Origin of the sequence: Cellulomonas sp. KRMCY2 (assembly GCF_000526515.1) — a bacterium.
Lineage (GTDB): Bacteria > Actinomycetota > Actinomycetes > Actinomycetales > Cellulomonadaceae > Actinotalea.
Genome location: NZ_JAGF01000001.1, coordinates 3,686,338 through 3,706,129 on the forward strand (window position 1 = coordinate 3,686,338; position 19,792 = coordinate 3,706,129).

Sequence of the window (19,792 nt, forward strand, 5' to 3'; positions counted from 1 at the left end):
TGACGATCGGTCAGGACAGAGCACACCATAGCCGCCTGTCCCTTACCGGTCGTCCAGTCAGGAGCACGTCATGAGGCAGTTGGCACGCTGGAGCTCGGGGCACCCCCTGCTGGTCGGACTGGTGTGGCTCGTCGCGATCGTCGGCGTCCAGCTGGCCTCCCACGCGGTCGGCACGGACTTCCGCAACAGCTTCGCGCTGCCCGGCACCGACAGCCAGGCAGCCGTCGACCTGCTGCACGAGCGCTTCCCCGAGGCCTCCGGCGACGCCGACACGATCGTGCTGCGCACCGACGGCGCCGCCGCGACCGATCCTGCCGTCCAGCAGCGCGCACAGAGCCTGTTCGACGAGGTCGCGGCCCTGGACTCGGTGGCCGCGGTCCGCAGCCCGTACGGCCCCGGCGGTGCCGCACAGATCAGCGCCGACGGCACCGTGGCTTACGCGACGGTCCAGTACCGCACGGCCGGCATCGAGGTGCCACGGTCGGACCTCGAGGCACTCGTCGACCTCGTCGACGGTGTCGACGGTGTCGACGGTGTCGACGGTGTCGGTCTCGACCTCGCCGTCGGTGGTCAGGGTGTCGCAGGCCTCTCGCACCCGGAGATCGGCCCCGCGGAGCTCATCGGGGTGGCCTTCGCGGCCCTCGTCCTGCTGCTCCTGTTCCGGTCCGTGGTCGCGATGACCGTGCCGATCGTGTCGGCGGCGGCGGCACTCGGGGTCGCGACCGGGCTCGTGCGCCTGGCCTCGAACGTGACGACCATCTCGGACGTCGCGCCGACCCTCGGCATCCTGCTGGGGCTCGGCGTGGGGATCGACTACGCGCTGTTCATCGTCAGCCGGCACCGGAACGGACTGCGATCCGGTGTGCCGGTGCACGACTCGATCGCCACCGCGCTCGACACGTCGGGCCGGGCTGTGGTCTTCGCCGGGATCACCGTGGTGATCGCCCTGCTCGGACTCTTCCTGACCGGCATCGAGTTCCTCTTCGGCCTGGCGATCGCCGCGTCGGTGTCCGTCGTGCTCACCGTGCTGGCTGCCACCACGCTCGTCCCGGCGCTCCTCGGTGCGCTGGGGCTCCGCGTGCTAGGTCGCCGCGACCGGCGTGCCCTGGAAGCGGGGCGGACGGCCCCCGAGCACACGACCGGCGCCTTCCGACGGTGGGCCGAGACCGTGCAGCGGCACCCGGTCGTCCTCGCGGCTGCCGGGCTCGCGCTGCTCCTGACGATCGCCGTCCCGGTGGGTGACCTGCGGCTCGGCACCGCCGACCAGGGGAACGACCCGTCGGGGACGACGACCAGGGATGCGTACGACACCCTCGCAGAGGGCTTCGGACCCGGGGTGAACGGTCCGCTGGTCGTGGCCGTCGACCTCACCGCTGCACCGCTCCAGGGTGGCGACCCGAGCCCGCTGATGCCGCTCGTCGCGCAGCTCCAGGCCGACCCGGGCGTCGCCTCGGTCGTCGGGCCGATGCCGAATGCGGACGGTACGGCGGCCGTGCTGCGCGTCGTGCCGACGACCAGCCCACAGGACCGGGCGACCAGCGACCTGATCGAGCGGGTGCGTGACGACGTGGCACCCGCGTACCAGGCGGCGACCGGGAACCACGTCTCGGTCGGTGGCCCGACGGCGACCTTCGACGACTTCGCGACCGAGATCCAGGCGACGATCCCGCTGTTCGTCTCGGTCGTCATCGGGCTGTCGGTCCTGCTCCTGGTCCTCGCCTTCCGCAGCCTCCTGGTACCGCTCGTCGGGGCGGCCCTGAACCTCGTGTCGGTCGGTGCGGCCTTCGGGGTCGTCGTCGCGGTCTTCCAGTGGGGCTGGGGCGCCGACCTGATCGGCCTCGGCAAGGCCGGGCCGATCGAGCCGTTCCTGCCGGTGATCCTCTTCGCGATGCTCTTCGGCCTCTCGATGGACTACCAGGTCTTCCTGGTGAGCCGGATGCACGAGGAGTGGCGGCGCGTCGGCGACAACGCCAGGGCCGTCCGGATCGGGCATGCCGACACCGGCAGGGTCATCGTCGCCGCCGCCTCGATCATGGTGTTCGTCTTCGGGGCCTTCGTGTTCGGCGACTCGCGGACGATCAAGCTGATGGGCCTCGGGATGGCCGCCGCGGTGCTGCTCGACGCGTTCGTGATCCGGATGCTCATCGTCCCCGCGATCATGCACCGCATCGGCGCAGCCAACTGGTGGCTCCCGCGATGGCTCGACCGGGTGCTGCCGCACCTGTCCGTCGAAGGGGACGAGTCCCTGCGGGGCGCTGACCCGCAGCCGACGTCGGTCGCCCCGCAGGTCGGCTCCACCCACAGCGAGCCGGTCGTGGTCGGCGCCCCCGATGCCTGATCGACCGCCCGGACCCGGGCAGGTCCAGACCCTGCTGACGATCGGGCAGGGGCACCGGGGGGCCGGTGCTGCGGCGGCGTCGGCGACCGATGGCGCGCCGGCCCGTGGCAGGCTGCGGCTGACCGACAGCGGACTGGCCGTGCTGTCCCAGGTCCAGGGCGTGCAGATCCGGATCCTCGAGACGCTCGTCAGCGCTGGGAGATCGGCGCGTGGGTGAGCTCCGGGACTCGCTGCGCGCGGTCGGGGCGGTCCTCGACGACCTCGGGACACGCACGGGCGCGCGGGCCTGATCGGCGGGGCGCAGGGCTCAGGGCGCCCCCGTCGGGCCCGATCTGCCACGAGGGCGCCAGGCGTGGACAGGTCGTTGACATCCGGCGGCGGGCCGCACAGACTTGCGTGCCCCGGGTCCAGGGCACACAGCCAGGACCACGGTAGGCGCTGGGCTCGCAGGTCGCGGGCATGAAGGAGAACCGTCATGAGCAGGACGACGTACGGTCGGCGAATGTCGCGCGCGGCATGCCTGACCGGTTGCTGTCCTCGCTGACCGTTCCCGAGCAGGCCTGCCGCCCGCTCTGACGTGCCGTCGCCGGCGTCCTGCGGCCTGAGCGCGTCACGAGCAGCCCTGCCCTTCCGCCGGCCCTGTTCGTCCACGAGCCCTGTCCGTCCACGACGGGCCACGGACGCACGTCCGCCACCGGCCACGCGCCGGACCCTCAGCCCGAGCGCCTGCTGTGGGCGCAACGAGAGTGAACCCAACGTGAGGACTCACCCATGACGAACTCCGCCCTGCAGCTCGTGGCGCTGCTCGCCCTGTCGAGCTTGGTCTGGTGGCTGACCCAGCGTCGACGTGGGCAGTTCCGTCCGTCTGGTCCCACGTCCACGACCCTGACCGGCGCGGGATCGTCGGTCCTGGGGACCGGTCATGCGCTCGGCGCACGCGCGACCTTCGTGCAGTTCTCCGCGGAGACCTGCAGCACCTGCCCGCAGGTCCGCCGGGTGCTGACGGAGGTTGCGTCGTCGGCCCCCGACGTGGGCTTCCTCGAGCTCGCCGCGGACGATCACATGGACCTCGTGCGCCGGCTCGGCATCCTGCGCACGCCGACCGTGCTCCTGCTGGGCCGGGACGGCGAGATCCACTCCCGCACGTCCGGCCCGATCACCCCGGCGCAAGCCACCGCAGCGCTCCACGACCTCCCCTCCAGCCGCACGCACGCGCACGCACCCGTGCCGACCTTCGCATCCGCACCCACGCCTTGGAGCAGCCATGTCTGACCGATCCGACGACCGCACCACCACCACGGACCGCCCGGCAGTCGCGCAGGCACCCGTGACACCCGCGGGCATCGACCCGCGCGGCCCCCGCTTCGGTGCCGCCGTGAGCGCCGCCCTGCTCGGTGCGACGCTGCTGCTCGGCACGACGACGGCCGGTGCGGTGCTGCTGGCCGTGGCTGCCGGGCTGTTCGCGCTCGGTGCGATGCGCGGGGTCCAGGGGACGCTGCAGGCCGCGATCTTCCGCTCGCTGGTGCGTCCGCGCCTGGCTCCGCCGGCCGACCTCGAGGACCCCCGTCCGCCCCGCTTCGCCCAGGTCGTCGGACTTGTCGTGACGGGAGGCGGCCTCCTCGTGGCCGCCGCCGGGGCTCCCGTCGCCGTGCCCGTCGCCGCGGCGATCGCCCTGGTGGCCGCGTTCCTCAACGCCGCATTCGGCCTGTGCCTCGGGTGCGAGCTGTACCTCGTTCTCCGGCGCCTCGCACCGCAGCGCTGACGGCGACCGGCCACGCCATCGGGCGCTCACCGGGTCGTCCGGTGGGAGAATCGTGATGACGGTGGTCTGTCGGCAGGACCCACCTGGACGCTGGCCGCCAGCAGGAGGTTGTGCGATGTCCGCGACCGGAACGGCCTGTGCACCGACCGGCACCCGACGCTCAGCCATCGCAGCGGTGGCGACCGTGGTGCTGGCCGTCCTCACCTCGTGCGCCACCGGAGGCGATCAGGAGCCCGAGCCGAGCTCGGCGCCGACGACGACGGCGTCCGTCGAGCCGAGCCCGACGCCGACGTCAGCCCCGACGCCCACCGAGGTGACGACGCCCACCGTGACCGTCTACTCGATGGTCGACACGCGCACCGGCCTGCGGCTCGTCCGCGAGAGCCGCGACGTCCCTGACGGCGACCTGATGGTCGCAGCCGTCGAGCAGATGATCGCCGGTCCGCTCGACCCGGACTACACCAGCCCCTGGAACCCGATGACCGAGGTGCTGGGCGTGAGCCAGGTCGACGGTGTGGTCGTCGTCGACCTGTCGGCCGACGCGCGGACTGCCACCATCGGGTCGCCGGGTGCGGCGCTCATGATCCAGCAGCTCGTCTACACGGTGACCGACGCGGCCCAGGACCAGGCCGTACCGGTGCTGCTGCAGATCGACGGGGTTCCGGCGGGTGAGCTCTGGGGAGCGGTGTCGTGGGACGCGCCCGTCACACGCGAGTCGCCGGATGCGGTGCGTGCGTACGTGCAGATCGACGAACCGCGCGACGGTGCCGACGTCACGTCCCCGGTCACGGTCTCCGGTGACGCCAGCGCGTTCGAGGCCAACGTGCCGTGGCAGGTCCTCGATGCCGACGGTTCCGAGATCGCCTCAGGTGCAACCCTGACGAGCGAGGGTCAGACGTTCGCCCCGTACAGCTTCTCCGTCGAGCTGCCGCCGGGTACCTACACGATCGTGGTCACCGAGGACGACCCGTCCGACGGTGCCGGTGGCGTGCCGATGAGCGACACGAAGACGATCACTGTCAGCTGAGCACGCAGCACGGTCGGCCGGGCGCACGCGAAGCGGCTGTGGCAGGTCCCGGGTCGGCTGGTGCTCAGGACCGCCTGGCGAGACCCTCGGCGAGCGTGCCGATCAGTGCCGCGGCATCGGCCGGCGCGAGCCGGACACTCGCGACGCACCGGCCGAACCGCCAGGTGCTCACCACGAACACCTCGTCGCGCTCGTGCCAGGTCACCTGCAGCGCCCGGTGCTGGCCACGGACGTCGGACAGGGCCGCTGCGCCGGCCAGCGGCAACGCGATGACCTCTCCCATACCTCGACGATCCTCCCTGGCCACGGCGCTGTCCAGAGATCGATCGGGTGACGGGCCCCGCCGGTCCCGGCCGCGTCCGGCCGGCTGGTCACGGGACCGCGGTGGCCCGACCGGCGAGCTGGATCAGCACGGCCAGTCCGTCCGGCGTTCAACCAGAGCCGACCCTGACCGCGCGCGGCACCGTCGGGTCCCGCGCGAGTCGGGGCAGCAGCCGCACCACAGCAGGCAGGATCCGCAGCACCTCGCCGAGCGTCGCCCGGCCGGGGCGCAGGACGACCAGGGCGACGACGAGCAGGAGCCACAGGACCACGAGGCTGGTCGCCGCGCCGATCAGGACGTCGACCAGGAGGCTCCGACCGTCCATCGCCGACCTCGTCCCCGCGGCCCGGGTGGGCCGGCACTGCCTCAGTGTGCCCGAACGTCCTACCGGTCCGCCCCGGACCGGCGGCCGGCGCTGTCCCGATGAACGAGATCAAGAGCACGGCACGCCGCCCGAGCGCGACTTCGAGGCGCCCGCAACCGCGCCCCGCCCACCGGGCGCAAGGGACTGAGGACCTATGGCATTGTGGCCAGGAACGGGCAAACTGCTCAATGTCAACGAAAAGGGCAAACCCATCGAAAGGTGGGGACGCAAAGCCAGCGGGACCCTCGGGTCGGCCGGGCTCACCGAATGGCAAGGAGCTGAGATGACACCCAAGGTGTCGACCACGTCCACCCGCCGCATGACCGCCACCAGCGGTCTGCTCACCCCCAGCGAGGTCGCCGCGATGTTCCGCGTCGACCCCAAGACCGTGACCCGTTGGGCCAAGGCCGGCAAGCTCTCCGCGATCCGCACGCTCGGCGGTCACCGCCGGTACGACGAGCGTGAGGTCAGGGGCCTGCTGGTCGGCGTCCCGCAGCCGCGCGGCTCGCAGAACTGACCCCGCCGCCCACACCGGTGTGACACGGTGGTGGGATGGACGCCAAGCTCAGAGTTGCCGTCGTCGGTGCTGGCCAGTGGGGTGACCAGCACGCACGGGTCTTCGCGCACCGCACGGACACGACGCTGTGCGCCATCGTCGGTCGGACACCGGAACGCGCCGGAGCGCGGGCCGAGGCCTACGGCACGACGGCGTACACCGACCTCGACGAGATGCTGGATCGCGAGCAGCCCGACCTGGTGACCGTGTGCCTGCCCAACGAGGCGCACTTCGAACCGACGATGCATCTGATCCGCCGCGGCGCTGCCCTGCTGGTCGAGAAGCCGCTCGTTTTCGAGCTGCACGAGGCCGACGCACTGCTCGAGGAGGCAGCGGCTCGCGACCTCTTCTTCGCGATCAACCTCAACCATCGCTACGCCGAGCCGGTGCAGCGAGCCAAGCGCGCGATCGAGGCCGGTGAGCTCGGCGAGCTGGTCTTCGCCGACTGGCGGTTCGGCGGCGAGCCCAACTGGGGCACGTCACCGCACGCCAACCTGATCGAGACCCAGGTCCACGGGATCGACATGCTCGAGCACCTGTGCGGACCGATCGTCTCGGTCATGTGCCAGATGTACGACGGCACCCGCCCGGGAACGTTCACCACGCTCGCCGTCGCCCTCGAGCTCGCCAACGGGGCCGTCGGCACGCTCCTGGGCACGTACGACTCCTCCTACGCCTACCCGGACACGCACCGCCTGGAGATCAACGGGACCCAGGGCCGGGCCCTGATCCAGGACACCGTGCGGCGGCTGACCCTGTCCCGCGCCGGCGACGAGACGTCACAGGTCTGGGAGGCCGGCTACTTCAACGACGAGGCACGCAGCTTCCACTCGACGTTCGACCGCCATGTCGACGCCGTGCTCGGCGCACTGCGCGCGGGGCAGGAGCCTCCCGTGCACGCGCGTGCCGGACGTCGCGCGCTCGCGGTTGCGCACGGCATCATCCGCTCGGCCGAGCAGGGCACCCGGGTGGGGACCGCGCCGGACGCCTGAACCCCTCAGGCCGGCACGCAGTCAGGCCGGCACGTCGAGGTGCTCACCCGGCGCCAGACGCAGGTACGTGCCCGAGCAGAGGCCACCGACGACGCGGTCGACCAGGCTGACCCCGGTCTCGCTGAGGATCGCGTCGTGGATCGGGACGACGGCGCCGGCCCGCACCGACCTGGCGTACTCGACCGCTTCGGCGACCTTGAGCCACGGTGCACTGACCGGGAGCAGGAGCACGCCGACGTCGACGCCCTCCGGCGGCAGGGTGAAGGAGTCCCCCGGGTGGAGCACCACGCCGTCGAGCAGGTACCCGACGTTGGCGATGACCGGCACGTCCGGGTGGACCTGTGCGTGCAGCTCGCCCAGCACCTGCACGTCGAAGCCGGCTGCCGTGACGCGCTGCCCGCGACGGACCGGGTGCACCCGCCCGGCAAGGGCATGACGCCCGTCCAGCAGCAGCTCGACGACGTCCGGCGGACCCCAGACCTCCAGTACGGCAGACGCGCCGAGCTCGGCGACGAGCCGGCCCAGGTCCAGGTGGTCGGTGTGGTGGTGCGTCACGAGGACCGCCTCGGCGCCGGCGAGCGCCGACGCCTGGCTGAACGACCCCGGGTCGATGACCAGAACCCGCCCGTCCCGCTCCATGCGCACGCAGGAGTGCCCCTGCGTGCTCAACCGGATCGCACGGCTGACGTCCCGCTCCAGCGGATCGATGGACATCGAGGCCTCCCTCCAGGCCGCCGAACCACGGACCGGCAGCTGGTACGACGCTATCCGGCATCTGCCCCGGCTGCGGGACCGAGGTCGGCCAACGCGCTCTCCGCGGCGGTGCGCAGCAGCGTCGTGTCCGTCGCGGCGGTGAGCATCCGGACGCCGCGCGCGGCCCAGTGCGTCGCCATCTCCTGGTCGGAGCAGTGCAGCCCCGCGACGATGCCTGCCTGCGCACAGGCATCGACGACCCGCTGGATCGCGCCGTCCGTCTCGACCGAGTCGCGGTAGGTGGCGCGACCGTACCCGCAGCTGAGCGCCAGGTCGTTGGGCCCGATGTAGACGCCGTCGACACCTGGGACGGCGACGATCTCGTCGAGCGCGTCGAGACCCGCTCTGGTCTCGATCATGACGATGCAGAGGGCGGCCTCGTCCTGCTCCTGGGGCAGCGGCGCGCCGTCGGGCCGGACGTCGCCCCACATCGGTCCCCAGCTCCGGTCCCCCGTCGGTGGGAACCGGCAGGCCCTGGCCGCGCGCCGGGCGTCCTCGGCGCTGTTCACCATGGGCACGACGACGCCGGCTGCGCCGGTGTCCAGCGCGCGCATCACGGCTGCGGGATCGTTCCACGGCACCCGGACGAGGGGCGCCCGATCGGCCGCGCGCATCGCCTGCAGCATCCCGGGGAGCTCGCTGAAGGTCGCCAGGCCGTGCTGGAGGTCGACGCACACGTAGTCGAAGGCGGTCCCGGCGACGAGCTCGGCGACGGCGGGATCGGCGAAGCAGCTCCAGATCCCGAAGGCCGGCCGATCGGCGGCCCAGAGCCCGCGCAGATGCGCCGAGCTGCGGGCTGTGACCCCGTGGTGCGTCATGACCTTCTCCTTCGTGCTGCTGGGTGGGGCGCCGCGGTGTGCTGCCGAGCGCCGTGGCCGGTCAGTGCGACTCGCGACCGACGTCGTGGCCGCTCCCGCCGATCAGGAAGTCCAGGTCCGCACCGGTGTCGGCCTGCTGGACGTGATCGATGTAGAGCCGCTGCCAGCCGCGCATCGGCGCGGCGTACCCGGCGAGGGCCGCCGGCGACTGCTCCCGGGACGCGAGCTCGGCCGCCGGCACGTCCAGCTCGAGCCGGCGACCCGCCACGTCGAGCACGATCGGGTCCCCGTCCCGGACCAGGCCGAGGGGACCCCCGTCCGCGGCCTCCGGGGCGACGTGCAGCACCACCGTGCCGAACGCCGTGCCGCTCATCCGTCCGTCACAGACCCGGACCATGTCCCGCACACCCTCGGCGAGCAGCTTGGCGGGCAGCGCCATGTTGGACACCTCCGGCATGCCCGGGTAGCCCTTGGGCCCGCAGCCGCGCAGCACGAGCACCGAGTCCGCGTCGACCTCCAGCGCCGGGTCGTCGATCCGGGCGTGGAAGTCCTCGATCGAGTCGAAGACGACGGCGCGTCCGCGATGCTGCATGAGGTGCGGTGAGGCGGCCGCCGGCTTGATCACGGCACCGCGGGGCGCGAGGTTGCCGTACAGGACAGCGATCCCGGCCTCGGGCTGCAGCGGCTCGGCGCGCACCCGGATGACCTCGGGGTCCCAGATCCGGGGCGTGTCGAGGTACTCGACCAGCGGCCGGCCGGTGACGGTGAGCGCCGTGGGGTCGAGCAGGTCACGGACCTCGCGCAGCACGGCGAGCAGCCCACCGGCACGGTGCAGGTCGTCCATCAGGAAGCGTCCGGCCGGCTGGAGGTCGACGAGCAGCGGCACACCGGAGCCGGTGCGGTCGAAGTCGTCGAGGGACAGCTCGATGCCCAGGCGGCCTGCGATCGCCAGCAGGTGCACGACGGCGTTGGTCGAGCCGCCGATCGCAGCGAGGGCGACGATCGCGTTGAGGAACGAGCCCCGGCTCAGGATCGTGCTCGGTCGGCGGTCGGCCTCGACGAGCTCGACGGCGAGCCGCCCGGTCGCGTGCGACGCCTCGAGCAGTCGCGCGTCAGGGGCCGGTGTGCCGGCGACGCCGGGCAGGGTCGTGCCGAGCGCCTCGGCGACCAGTCCCATCGTCGACGCGGTCCCCATCGTGTTGCAGTGGCCCTTGCTGCGGATCATCGACGACTCGGACGCGAGGAACTCCTCCCGGCTCATCGTCCCGGCGCGGACCTCCTCGCTCAGGCGGTACGTCGACGTGCCGCAACCGAGCGGGACCCCACGGAAGGTCCCGGTGATCATCGGGCCACCGGGGATGACGACCGCCGGCAGGTCGACCGACGCCGCCGCCATCAGGAGGCTCGGGATGGTCTTGTCGCAGCCGCCGAGCAGCACGACCCCGTCGATCGGGTTGGCGCGCAGCATCTCCTCGGTCGCCATCGCCGCCATGTTCCGCCACAGCATCGCCGTGGGGCGGACCTGGGTCTCGCCGAGCGAGACCACCGGAAGGTTGAGCGGGATGCCGCCGGCCTCCCAGATGCCCTGCTTGACGGCGGCCGCCACCTCGTCCAGGTGCATGTTGCACGGTGTCAGGTCGGAGGCCGTGTTCGCGATCGCGATGTGCGGTCGACCGTCGAAGGCGTGGGCCGGCAGACCCCGTCGCATCCACGCCCGGTGGATGTAGGGATCCTTGCCGCCGCCGGCGTACCACTGGGCGCTGCGCTGCTCCGACATCGATCTCTCTTTCCGTTAATCGGAACGTATGGCTAACATGTGGAACGCGATGAACTCTACTCGACGGACGGACATCCCGGAACCCGCTGATGAGCCCCGGCTCGTCGGCGCCGACCGTGTGCTCGCTGTGCTCACCGAGCTCAGCGGCCACCCGCAGGGGATCAGCCTCGACGACCTGAGCCGCATCGTCGACAGCCCCAAGCCGACGGTCCACCGCGCGCTCGCCGCTCTGCGCCGCGCAGGCTTCGCGACCCAGGACGTCCGCGGTCGCTACGTCCTCGGCGACGAGTTCCTGCGGTTGGCCTTCACCCACCACGAGGCGCGGCCCGACCACGTCCGGGTCACGCCGGTGCTCGAGGCGCTGTCCGAGCGGTTCGGCGAGACCACGCACTACGCGGTGCTCGACGACGACACGGTGATCTACCGCTCGAAGGTCGACCCGCTCACCGGGGGCGTCCGGCTGACGTCCACCGTCGGCGGCCGCAACGGAGCACATGCCACCGGCGTCGGGAAGCTCCTGCTCGCACTGGCCTTGCGCGACGACGACGCCGTCCGGTCCTGGGCGGCTGGTCGGGTCTTCGAGGCACGCACCCCACGCACGCTGACCAGCACCGATGCGCTCGTCACCGAGCTGGCCACCATCCGGGAGCAGGGCTACGCGGTCGACGACCAGGAGAACGAGCCAGGGATCGTGTGCGTGGCCGTCCCCGCCTACCTGACGTCCCCCACCGCGCCGAGCGGTGCGATCTCGGTCAGCGCTCTGGCCTACCGCACGCCGCTCGCGACGCTGCTCGCCGAGCTCCCGGCCATCCGCGAGATCGTCGATGCGATCTCGACGCGCGGCGCGGACTCCCCGAGGGACGTCCCGACGAAGGAGTCCCCGTGACGCTGCTCGAGGCACACCCGGCCACCCCCACGATCCACCGGCTGGCCGAGGGTCCGGTCTGGGATGCCGCACGTGGCCGCGTGCTGTGGGTGGACATCGATGCGGGCACCGTCGTCGAGGGGCTCCTGCACGGCAACGAGATCGAGACCGTCCGTGCGATGACTGTCGACACCACCGTCGGTGCCGTCGTGCCGTCCCCGGACGGGCGCCTGCTCGTCGCCGGCCGTGATCGGCTCCTCGTCGTCGAGGTCGACGGACACCTGACGCCGGGTCCGGCCGTGCTCCCGTCCGGCTCGGCCGGACGCCTCAACGACGGCGCGTGCGACCCGGCCGGACGGTTCGTCGTCGGCAGCGTCACCGTCGGTGGCGCCACCGGCCACGAGGTCCTCACCCGGCTCGAGGACGACGGTTCCCTCACGGTCCTCGACGACGACCTCTGGCTGTCCAACGGCCTCGCCTGGTCGGCCGACCCGGTCGTGATGTACTCGGTCGACACCCTGCCGGCGATCGTCTGGCGGCGGGACTACGACGTGGCCTCCCGGACCGCCGGGACCCGGCGTGAGCACCTGCGGATCACCGGCGGGGGCCTTCCCGACGGGCTCTGCCTCGACACCGACGGCAACCTCTGGGTGGCACTGTGGGGTGCCGGCCAGGTGCGCTGCTACTCCCCCGGCGGCGAGGTGCTGCACGTCGTCGAGGTCGCTGCACCGCACACGTCCTCGGTGGCCTTCGTCGGGCCGGAGCTCGACCGGCTCCTGATCACGACCGCCTCGGCCGAGCTCGACCCGGCCGGGCTCTCGGAGCACCCCGGCTCCGGTCGGCTGTACACGGCCCCGGTCGGCGCGCTGCTCGGCGTCCACGGCCAGCCGACCACACCGTGGAACGGGCGTGGCATCCCACCGTCGCCCGCGCGACCTGCGTCGCCCGCTGCGACGTCCGAGCCCCGAGAGAGCTGAGCCATGCGCGCCTTCGTCGTCACCGCCCCAGGGGAAGCCGGCGTCCAGGAGGTCCCGGACCCCGTCGCCCAGCCCGGACAGGTCGTGGTGGACATCGAGCGGGTGGGCGTCTGCGGCACGGACGTCGAGTTCTTCACCGGCCAGATGACGTACCTGCACACCGGTCACGCGGCGTATCCGATCCGCCTCGGGCACGAGTGGTGCGGGACGGTGTCCGCCCTCGGCGACGGCGTCGACGCCCGGTGGCTCGGACAACGGGTCACCGGCGACACGATGCTCGGGTGCGGGCACTGCCGGCGCTGCGCCGCCGGTCGGCAGCACGTCTGCGAGGCACGCTTCGAGCTGGGCATCCGGGGCGGGTTCGCCGGTGCGCTCGCCGGGCAGATGGCGTTCCCTGCCGGTGCCCTGCACGCCCTGCCGGACGCGGTCGACGACGTCGCGGGAGCGCTTGTCGAACCTGGTGGGAACGCCCTGCGCGCGGTGTGGGGCGCCGACCTCACAGCGGGCGACCGCATCCTCGTCATCGGGCCCGGCACGATCGGGCTGCTCGTGGCGGAGTTCGCCCGGGCGGCCGGGGCCGAGGTCCACCTGCTCGGCCGCTCTGCACGATCCCGCGGCTTCGCCAGGTCGCTGGGCTTCTCCGGTGTCTGGACGATGGCCGAGCTGCCCGGCGGCCCGTGGGACGCGGTCATCGACGCATCGAACGCGGCCGGCATGCCCGCCCTGGCCGTCGACCTCGTGGAACCCGGCCGACGCGTCGTCCTGGTCGGGCTGGCGACCGTACCCACACCGGTGGACTCCCGAGAGCTGCTGCTCAAGGACGTCACCGCGGTCGGGATCCTGAGCGCCTCACCAGGCCTTGCCGCCACTGTCGAGGGCTTCGCCTCCGGTGCCGTCGACCCCCGGCCGCTCGTCGCGGCCACCATCGGCCTGGACGCGGTGGCGGCCGTTCTCGCCGGCCAGCGCCCCGCCGGGTCCGGTGACGGCCCGAAGCTGCACGTCGACCCCAGGCTCTGATCGTCGCCAGGACCCGAGGAGACGGCAGGTTCGTCGCAGCCGTGGGATGATGCTCCGACGTACCACCGCCCACCTGCATACCCACCCGTGCCGGCGTGCCCACTCGAGAATCGGACGCGCCATCACCTCGTCATCCGCAGGAACAGCCGCAACCCTCGATCCAGCCCTGGTCGCCACGGCTGAGCCGACGGTGCGCGACCACGTACCGACCCCAGCCGGCAGCCGGCTCGTCGCGCGCGAGGACGTCGTCCTGGTCGGTGGCCGCTACGCGCTGGTCAACCTGACGCTCACGCCCGCCGACGCGGTCGTCGAGGACCTGCTCTTCATCCGTCGGCTGCTCGACGCGGCCGGGATCGAGCACCTGCTGGTCCGCGGGACGGGCGAACGCCCTGTGCTGGCCGTCTCCTGGGCGGACCGCAAGGCCCTGCGGCGCGCCCTTCGCGACGGCTGCGCGGGCGAGCCGTTCTACGCCCGGGGCATCGGGTCCGACCGGGACCCGATGGTCCTGGTCGCCGAGGGTGGCCTGGCCGGCCTGATCGCCCGGCGTGTGCTCCGGGTGCACCGACCGCGGATCGAGCCCAGCGGCGGCCTGTTCTACGGCGGCTCGACGGCGGTCCAGATCGAGCTCTGGTCCTACGGTGCACGCAAGGTCACGCTGCCGAACGGCAACGCGCTGACCCGGCACGTCATCGACCCGAGCGAGCTCGTGCGCACCGAGATCCAGCGGTTCGGGGCGACGTGGACGACCATCGACGGCATGTTCGACCCGCAGGCCGCCGATGTCTCGTTCGACATCGACATCGTCTTCTCCTGGGTCGACGGGTCCAGCGGCGAGTGGCAGAAGGCCCGCGCGGCGCGGATGCAGAGCTACGTGGTCGGCGAGGGTGACGACTCCGTCGCGCGGTTCCGTCAGGTCGACGAGCTGCGGTACGCCCTGCGGTCGGTGCACATGTTCGCTCCGTGGGTCCGCCGGATCTTCGTGGCGACCGACTCGCCTCGGCCCGCCTGGCTGGCCGAGCACCCGGGGGTCACCTTCGTCCGGAGCGAGGAGTTCTTCGCCGACCCGAGCGTGCTGCCGACCCACAACTCGCACGCCGTCGAGGCGCAGCTGCACCACATCGACGGCCTGGCAGAGCACTTCCTGTACTCCAACGACGACATGTTCTTCGGCCGGCCCGTCCGGCCGGACATGTTCTTCTCGCCCGGCGGGGTCTCGCAGTTCATCGAGTCACCCACCCGGATCGGGCTCGGCAGCAACGACGCCGCACGCAGCGGGTTCGAGAACGGCGCGCGCGTCAACCGGAAGCTGCTGCTCGGCCGGTTCGGCCGGATGACCGTCCGGCACCTCGACCATGCGCCCACTCCGCTGCGGCGCAGCGTGCTGGCCCAGCTGGAGGCGGAGTTTCCCGAGGACTTCGCCCGGACGGCTGCGAGCCGCTTCCGCGCCAGCACGGACATCTCCGTCACCAACTCGCTCTACCACTACTACGCGCTGATGAGCGGCCAGGCCGTCGTGCAGCGCGGCGCGCGGACCAAGTACGTGGACACGACGTCGCGCGCGGGTCTCGCGGACATGACGGCACTGCTCGCGTCCCGGTCGAGGGACTTCTTCTGCCTCAATGACGGCAGCGAGCCCGAGCTCGACGCGGAGCCCAGGGCGCGTGCGGTGACCGAGTTCATGTCGCGGTACTTCCCCATCGTCGCGCCGTGGGAGCGCGAGCCGGACCAGGGTCAGGACTCCCCCACGGCGGGTTGAGGGTCGACCCGCGCGGCCGCGACTCCACGGGCGCTGTATGCATCGAGCGTCTCCGTCATTGCGCGCGAGCACGAAGCACCCAAGGCCGACCAAGGCTTTGTATACAATGACCTTGCCGCGGCGTACTGTCGGGACGGTGCGGGCAAGCGAGCGGGTCTACTCATCCCTCAAGGACGACATCCTCGCGTGGCGGCTGACCCCGGGAACCGAGCTCAGCGAGGTCGACCAGGCCATGCGTCTGGGTGTGTCGCGGACCCCGCTGCGCGAGGCGCTGGCCAGGCTCTCCGCGGAGGGGCTCGCCACACCGGGCCGAGGGCGGACGCTGGTCGTCTCCGACCTGTCGCCCGGCGATCTGCGCCACCTCTACGAGCTCCGTGAGGCCCTCGAGACCCAGGCCGCCCGACTCGCCGCCCGCCGCCGCTCCGCCGAGGTCTTCGCCCGGCTCCGCACGCGGTTCGCCGACGCGACGGCCCTGCTCGACGGGACCGACCCGGAGCGCACCCGCTACTACGAGCTGGTCGCCGACCTGGACCGGGCCGTCGACGACGCGATGGCCAGTCCCTACCTGCACCGCTCGCTGGCCACTGTGCGGACCCACGCGGCGCGGGCCCGCCGCCTGTCCAGGGACAACCCGGCGCGCCTCGAGCAGGCGGCCCACGAGCACCTGCTGATCGTCCAGGCGATCCTCGACGGGGACGAGACCCTCGCCGCGCAGGCCACCGCCGTCCACCTGCGGATGAGTCTGGCGACGATCCTCGCGTCGCTCGCCGCCGCACCCACCGAGGGTGCTCCCGAGCCGCCCAGTGCAGGAGTGCCGTCGTGAGCCGAACCCACACCGTCCGGGTCCACGCCAGCGCCGAGGGTCTGCCCCGCCACGCCCAGCTCGCCTGGGCGCTTGCGGAGGTCGCCGCCGACCCCGTCGACGTCACGCCCGAGGCCGCCGACATGGTCGTCAACCGGGTCATCGACAACGCGGCCGTCGCCACGGCCTCCGTGCTGCGCGGCCCGGTCGCGGCCGCGCGCGACCAAGCCCTCGCGCACCCCTACGCACCCGGTTCGACCGTCTTCGGGACACCCACCGAGCGCCGGGTCAGCCCCGAGTGGGCGGCCTGGGCGAACGGCGTCGCGGTCCGGGAGCTGGACTACCACGACACCTTCCTCGCCGCGGAGTACTCGCACCCGGCCGACAACATCCCCCCCGTGCTCGCCGTCGCGCAGCACCTCGGTCGTCGGCGCGGTCTGTCCGGGCACGACGTCGTGCGCGCGATCGCGACCGGCTACGAGATCCAGGTCGACCTGGTCCGGGCGATCAGCCTGCACCGGCACAAGATCGACCACGTCGCGCACCTCGGCCCCTCCGCGGCTGCGGCGCTGGGCACCCTGCTGGGGCTCGACGTCGAGACGACGTTCCAGGCGATCGGTCAGGCGTTGCACACCACGACCGCGACCCGCCAGTCGCGCAAGGGTCAGATCTCGACCTGGAAGGCCTACGCACCCGCGTTCGCCGGCAAGGCCGCGATCGAGGCCGTCGACCGGGCGATGCGCGGCCAGACCTCGCCGGAGCCGGTCTACGAGGGCGAGGACGGCGTGATCGCGTGGCTCCTGGACGGGCCCGAGGCGCGGTACGACGTGATCCTGCCCGGACCGGGTGAGCCCCGGCTGGCGATCCTCGACACGTACACCAAGGAGCACTCGGCCGAGTACCAGGCCCAGGCGCTCATCGACCTGGCCCGTCGGCTCGGTGCCGAGCACCCCGTGCTGCGCGAGCCCGGAACCGTCCGCAGCATCGTCATCCACACGAGCCACCACACACACACGGTCATCGGCTCGGGCGCGCACGACCCGCAGAAGTACGACCCGCACGCGTCCCGCGAGACTCTCGACCACTCGATCCCGTACATCTTCACGGTCGCCCTGCAGGACGGTCGGTGGCACCACAAGGACTCCTACGAGCCGCAGCGTGCGACCCGGCCGGACACGGTGGCCCTGTGGCGCACGGTCACGACGGCGCAGGACGCCGGCTGGACGCGCCGCTACCACTCGACGGATCCTGCCGAGCAGGCGTTCGGCGGGCGGGTGGAGATCACCCTGACCGACGGTCGACAGATCGTCGACGAGATCGCTGTCGCCGACGCGCACCCGCTCGGCGCCCGACCCTTCGCGCGCGCACAGTACCTGGCCAAGTTCCGTGACCTGGCCGAGGATGTGCTGGACCCGGCCGAGATCGATCGGTTCCTCGATCTGGCGCAACGCCTGCCCGACCTGACCGCCGCCGAGCTCGGCGGGTTGACCGTCGTGGTACCCGACGGCCTCCTTGCCTCCGTGCCGAGCAGGGAAGGGATCTTCTGATGCTGCACTCGACGACGACCGCCGCGGACAAGCGCCTCGCGCTCCGCGCCGCGCTGGCGACCGGTGAGCTGCTGCGCTTCCCCGGCGCGTTCAACCCGCTCTCGGCCCGCCTGATCCAGGACAAGGGGATGGAGGGCGTCTACATCTCCGGCGCGGTGATCTCGGCCGACCTCGGCCTGCCGGACGTCGGTCTGACGTCCGTGACCGAGGTGGCCGGCCGCAGCCAGCAGATCGCGCGGATGACGGACCTGCCCGCGCTCGTCGACGCGGACACCGGCTTCGGTGAGCCGATGAACGTCGCGCGGACCGTCCAGCTGCTCGAGGACGCCGGCGTGGCCGGCCTGCACATCGAGGACCAGGTCAACCCCAAGCGGTGCGGGCACCTGGACGGCAAGCTCGTGGTCGACGCCACGACCGCGGCGAAGCGGATCCGCGCAGCGGTGGACGCGCGGCGTGACCCGAACTTCCTGATCATGGCCCGGACGGACATCCGGGCGCTGGAGGGCCTCCCGGCGATGATCGACCGAGCCCGGCTCCTGGTCGATGCCGGTGCCGACGCGATCTTCCCCGAGGCCATGGTCGACCTCGCCGAGTTCGAGGCCGTGCGGCGGGCCGTCGACGTCCCGGTGCTGGCCAACATGACCGAGTTCGGCAAGTCGGACCTCCTGACCACGCGCCAGCTCGCCGACGTCGGGATCAACATCGTGATCTTCCCCGTCTCGTTGCTCCGCCTGGCGATGGGCGCCGCAGAACGCGGGCTCGACGCGATCGCCGAGCACGGGACGCTCGAGCCGCTGCTGGACCAGATGCAGCACCGTTCACGGCTCTACGAGCTCCTCGACTACGAGGGGTACACGCGCTTCGACACCTCCGTCTTCGGGTTCACGGTGCCCACCGACCGTCATCCCGACGAGGGATGACCGAAGCCTGACCGACCCGCTGACCGACCCGCTGACCGCAAAGGAGCGATCATGACCGAGATCCGCAAGGGGCTGGCCGGCGTCGTCGTCGACGAGACCTCGGTCTCCCGGGTGAACCCCGAGAGCAACTCGCTGCTCTACCGCGGGTATCCCGTGCAGGAGCTCGCCGCCGCCTGCTCCTTCGAGCAGGTCGCCTGGCTGCTCTGGCACGGCGAGCTGCCCAGCACCGCCGAGCTGGCCGAGCTGCAGGCGGCCGAGCGGCAGCACCGCACGCTCGAGGCACCGGTGCGGGCGGCCATCGACTCGTCGCCGACCAGTGCCCACCCGATGGACGTGGTGCGCACCGCGGTGAGCGTCATGGGCGCCCACGACCCGACGTCCGACGACGCCTCCCCGGGCGCCACCCTGGACAAGGCCGTGCGCCTCTTCGCGCAGCTGCCGGCCGTCGTGGCCTACGACCAGCGCAGGCGCCGCGGGCAGGACCTCGTGCCGCCGCGCCACGACCTGGACCACGCGCAGAACTTCCTGCACATGACCTTCGGCGCCACCCCGCCGCCGGTCGTCGCGGACGCGTTCCGGGTCTCGATGGTCCTGTATGCCGAGCACTCGTTCAACGCCTCGACCTTCACCGCCCGCGTGATCACCTCGACGCTGTCGGACCTGTACTCCGCTGTCGTCGGTGCGGTCGGTGCGCTCAAGGGCCCGTTGCACGGCGGGGCGAACGAGGCAGTGATGCACATGTTCGACCAGATCGGCGATGCGGGTCACGCCGAGGCATGGCTCGACGACGCCTTGGCCGCCAAGCGCAAGATCATGGGGTTCGGGCACCGGGTGTACCGCAGCGGGGACTCCCGCGTGCCGACGATGAAGGCGGCCCTCGACACCCTGGTCGCCGAGTACGACCGCCCCGACCTGGCGGCCCTCTACGACACGCTCGAGCGGGCCATGCGCGACCGCAAGGGCATCCTGCCGAACCTCGACTACCCCTCCGGCCCCGCCTACCGGCTGATGGGCTTCGACACCGCGACCTTCACCCCGCTGTTCGCCGCGAGCCGTGTCGTCGGCTGGACCGCGCACATCATGGAGCAGCGGGCCGCCAACGCCCTGATCCGGCCGCTGAGCTCCTACGTCGGGTCGCCGGAGCGGCACCTCGACGCCCACTGAGCGGCCGGGCAGCCGAACACCGGCCCGGGACCCGA

20 protein-coding genes and 1 riboswitch are annotated in these 19,792 nt (G+C 72.2%); of the genes, 15 read left to right on the top strand and 5 right to left on the bottom strand.

The genetic code is table 11. The annotated features are described in order from the left end of the window. The first annotated feature begins 70 nt into the window (after window positions 1–70). The 5 genes from K415_RS0117350 (at window position 71) to K415_RS23015 (ending at window position 5,127) form a co-directional block, all read left to right on the top strand. Entirely contained in the window at window positions 71–2,338 is a 2,268-nt protein-coding gene (locus tag K415_RS0117350) for an MMPL family transporter (RefSeq protein ID WP_024288307.1), read from the top strand. Next, complete coding sequence (locus tag K415_RS0117355) at window positions 2,331–2,555, top strand: hypothetical protein (RefSeq protein ID WP_024288308.1); 225 nt, start codon at window positions 2,331–2,333, stop codon at window positions 2,553–2,555. The genes K415_RS0117350 and K415_RS0117355 overlap by 8 nt, the downstream gene beginning before the upstream one ends. 554 nt (window positions 2,556–3,109) lie before the next feature. Beyond that, window positions 3,110–3,610 carry a thioredoxin family protein gene (locus K415_RS0117370; RefSeq protein ID WP_024288309.1) on the top strand — a complete coding sequence of 167 codons (501 nt, stop codon included), beginning with the start codon at window positions 3,110–3,112 and terminating at the stop codon, window positions 3,608–3,610. Further along, the gene (locus K415_RS0117375) at window positions 3,603–4,100 is read left to right on the top strand and encodes a DUF4395 domain-containing protein (RefSeq protein WP_024288310.1); all 498 of its coding nucleotides are present in this window, start codon (window positions 3,603–3,605) and stop codon (window positions 4,098–4,100) included. The genes K415_RS0117370 and K415_RS0117375 overlap by 8 nt, the downstream gene beginning before the upstream one ends. 115 nt (window positions 4,101–4,215) lie before the next feature. Further along, window positions 4,216–5,127, top strand: a complete 912-nt coding sequence (locus K415_RS23015; RefSeq protein WP_024288311.1) for a Gmad2 immunoglobulin-like domain-containing protein — start codon at window positions 4,216–4,218, stop codon at window positions 5,125–5,127. A 64-nt stretch (window positions 5,128–5,191) separates the two neighbouring features. Here K415_RS23015 and K415_RS0117385 read toward each other — a convergent pair whose 3' ends face one another. Further along, window positions 5,192–5,410, bottom strand: a complete 219-nt coding sequence (locus tag K415_RS0117385; protein ID WP_024288312.1) for a hypothetical protein — start codon at window positions 5,408–5,410, stop codon at window positions 5,192–5,194. A 148-nt stretch (window positions 5,411–5,558) separates the two neighbouring features. Beyond that, the gene (locus K415_RS0117390; protein ID WP_051480631.1) at window positions 5,559–5,774 is read right to left on the bottom strand and encodes a hypothetical protein; all 216 of its coding nucleotides are present in this window, start codon (window positions 5,772–5,774) and stop codon (window positions 5,559–5,561) included. 231 nt (window positions 5,775–6,005) lie between these two features. Continuing rightward, window positions 6,006–6,081: riboswitch (cyclic di-GMP riboswitch) on the top strand. Between the two features lie 51 nt (window positions 6,082–6,132). Here K415_RS0117390 and K415_RS0117395 point away from each other — a divergent pair. Both K415_RS0117395 and K415_RS0117400 read left to right on the top strand, forming a co-directional pair. Then, window positions 6,133–6,330: a BldC family transcriptional regulator gene (locus K415_RS0117395; protein ID WP_029664048.1), complete on the top strand. Its 198-nt coding sequence runs from the start codon at window positions 6,133–6,135 to the stop codon at window positions 6,328–6,330. 35 nt (window positions 6,331–6,365) lie between these two features. Continuing rightward, window positions 6,366–7,361, top strand: a complete 996-nt coding sequence (locus K415_RS0117400) for a Gfo/Idh/MocA family protein (RefSeq protein WP_024288314.1) — start codon at window positions 6,366–6,368, stop codon at window positions 7,359–7,361. 21 nt (window positions 7,362–7,382) lie between these two features. On the opposite strand, the gene K415_RS0117405 is transcribed toward K415_RS0117400, so the two are convergent. The 3 genes from K415_RS0117405 to K415_RS0117415 all read right to left on the bottom strand — a co-directional run bounded on the left by K415_RS0117405 (window position 7,383) and on the right by K415_RS0117415 (window position 10,709). Continuing rightward, window positions 7,383–8,075 (bottom strand): MBL fold metallo-hydrolase, encoded by a 693-nt coding sequence (locus K415_RS0117405; protein ID WP_197024754.1) that lies wholly within the window; start codon window positions 8,073–8,075, stop codon window positions 7,383–7,385. Window positions 8,076–8,125: 50 nt separating this feature from the next. Further along, a complete protein-coding gene (locus tag K415_RS0117410) occupies window positions 8,126–8,932 on the bottom strand; it encodes an HpcH/HpaI aldolase/citrate lyase family protein (protein WP_024288316.1) in 807 nt (268 codons plus the stop codon). 61 nt (window positions 8,933–8,993) lie between these two features. Then, window positions 8,994–10,709: an IlvD/Edd family dehydratase gene (locus K415_RS0117415; protein WP_024288317.1), complete on the bottom strand. Its 1,716-nt coding sequence runs from the start codon at window positions 10,707–10,709 to the stop codon at window positions 8,994–8,996. A gap of 49 nt (window positions 10,710–10,758) precedes the next feature. Here K415_RS0117415 and K415_RS0117420 point away from each other — a divergent pair, with 49 nt between their 5' ends. The 8 genes from K415_RS0117420 to K415_RS0117455 all read left to right on the top strand — a co-directional run bounded on the left by K415_RS0117420 (window position 10,759) and on the right by K415_RS0117455 (window position 19,757). Further along, a complete protein-coding gene (locus K415_RS0117420; protein WP_024288318.1) occupies window positions 10,759–11,595 on the top strand; it encodes an IclR family transcriptional regulator in 837 nt (278 codons plus the stop codon). Then, the gene (locus tag K415_RS0117425) at window positions 11,592–12,551 is read left to right on the top strand and encodes an SMP-30/gluconolactonase/LRE family protein (protein ID WP_024288319.1); all 960 of its coding nucleotides are present in this window, start codon (window positions 11,592–11,594) and stop codon (window positions 12,549–12,551) included. The genes K415_RS0117420 and K415_RS0117425 overlap by 4 nt, the downstream gene beginning before the upstream one ends. Before the next feature lie 3 nt (window positions 12,552–12,554). Then, window positions 12,555–13,568 carry a zinc-binding dehydrogenase gene (locus tag K415_RS0117430; protein ID WP_024288320.1) on the top strand — a complete coding sequence of 338 codons (1,014 nt, stop codon included), beginning with the start codon at window positions 12,555–12,557 and terminating at the stop codon, window positions 13,566–13,568. Between the two features lie 190 nt (window positions 13,569–13,758). Then, entirely contained in the window at window positions 13,759–15,324 is a 1,566-nt protein-coding gene (locus K415_RS0117435) for a stealth family protein (RefSeq protein ID WP_024288321.1), read from the top strand. A 136-nt stretch (window positions 15,325–15,460) separates the two neighbouring features. Continuing rightward, complete coding sequence (locus tag K415_RS0117440; protein ID WP_024288322.1) at window positions 15,461–16,147, top strand: GntR family transcriptional regulator; 687 nt, start codon at window positions 15,461–15,463, stop codon at window positions 16,145–16,147. After that, window positions 16,144–17,673, top strand: coding sequence for an MmgE/PrpD family protein (locus K415_RS0117445; RefSeq protein WP_024288323.1), 1,530 nt, complete (start codon window positions 16,144–16,146; stop codon window positions 17,671–17,673). The genes K415_RS0117440 and K415_RS0117445 overlap by 4 nt, the downstream gene beginning before the upstream one ends. Next, complete coding sequence (prpB, locus tag K415_RS0117450; RefSeq protein ID WP_024288324.1) at window positions 17,673–18,593, top strand: methylisocitrate lyase; 921 nt, start codon at window positions 17,673–17,675, stop codon at window positions 18,591–18,593. The genes K415_RS0117445 and prpB overlap by 1 nt, the downstream gene beginning before the upstream one ends. 51 nt (window positions 18,594–18,644) lie before the next feature. Further along, a complete protein-coding gene (locus K415_RS0117455; RefSeq protein ID WP_024288325.1) occupies window positions 18,645–19,757 on the top strand; it encodes a bifunctional 2-methylcitrate synthase/citrate synthase in 1,113 nt (370 codons plus the stop codon). The last annotated feature ends 35 nt before the right edge of the window (window positions 19,758–19,792 follow it).

What these genes read in the sequence shown, in the direction of transcription:
- K415_RS0117385 (WP_024288312.1), bottom strand. Translation starts at nt 5,410, where the DNA reads ATGGGAGAGGTCATCGCGTTGCCGCTGGCCGGCGCAGCGGCCCTGTCC.
- K415_RS0117390 (WP_051480631.1), bottom strand. Translation starts at nt 5,774, where the DNA reads ATGGACGGTCGGAGCCTCCTGGTCGACGTCCTGATCGGCGCGGCGACC.
- K415_RS0117400 (WP_024288314.1), top strand. Translation starts at nt 6,366, where the DNA reads ATGGACGCCAAGCTCAGAGTTGCCGTCGTCGGTGCTGGCCAGTGGGGT.
- K415_RS0117355 (WP_024288308.1), top strand. Translation starts at nt 2,331, where the DNA reads ATGCCTGATCGACCGCCCGGACCCGGGCAGGTCCAGACCCTGCTGACG.
- K415_RS23015 (WP_024288311.1), top strand. Translation starts at nt 4,216, where the DNA reads ATGTCCGCGACCGGAACGGCCTGTGCACCGACCGGCACCCGACGCTCA.
- K415_RS0117375 (WP_024288310.1), top strand. Translation starts at nt 3,603, where the DNA reads ATGTCTGACCGATCCGACGACCGCACCACCACCACGGACCGCCCGGCA.
- K415_RS0117350 (WP_024288307.1), top strand. Translation starts at nt 71, where the DNA reads ATGAGGCAGTTGGCACGCTGGAGCTCGGGGCACCCCCTGCTGGTCGGA.
- K415_RS0117420 (WP_024288318.1), top strand. Translation starts at nt 10,759, where the DNA reads ATGAACTCTACTCGACGGACGGACATCCCGGAACCCGCTGATGAGCCC.
- prpB (WP_024288324.1), top strand. Translation starts at nt 17,673, where the DNA reads ATGCTGCACTCGACGACGACCGCCGCGGACAAGCGCCTCGCGCTCCGC.
- K415_RS0117415 (WP_024288317.1), bottom strand. Translation starts at nt 10,709, where the DNA reads ATGTCGGAGCAGCGCAGCGCCCAGTGGTACGCCGGCGGCGGCAAGGAT.
- K415_RS0117430 (WP_024288320.1), top strand. Translation starts at nt 12,555, where the DNA reads ATGCGCGCCTTCGTCGTCACCGCCCCAGGGGAAGCCGGCGTCCAGGAG.
- K415_RS0117395 (WP_029664048.1), top strand. Translation starts at nt 6,133, where the DNA reads ATGACCGCCACCAGCGGTCTGCTCACCCCCAGCGAGGTCGCCGCGATG.
- K415_RS0117370 (WP_024288309.1), top strand. Translation starts at nt 3,110, where the DNA reads ATGACGAACTCCGCCCTGCAGCTCGTGGCGCTGCTCGCCCTGTCGAGC.
- K415_RS0117410 (WP_024288316.1), bottom strand. Translation starts at nt 8,932, where the DNA reads ATGACGCACCACGGGGTCACAGCCCGCAGCTCGGCGCATCTGCGCGGG.
- K415_RS0117455 (WP_024288325.1), top strand. Translation starts at nt 18,645, where the DNA reads ATGACCGAGATCCGCAAGGGGCTGGCCGGCGTCGTCGTCGACGAGACC.
- K415_RS0117405 (WP_197024754.1), bottom strand. Translation starts at nt 8,075, where the DNA reads ATGTCCATCGATCCGCTGGAGCGGGACGTCAGCCGTGCGATCCGGTTG.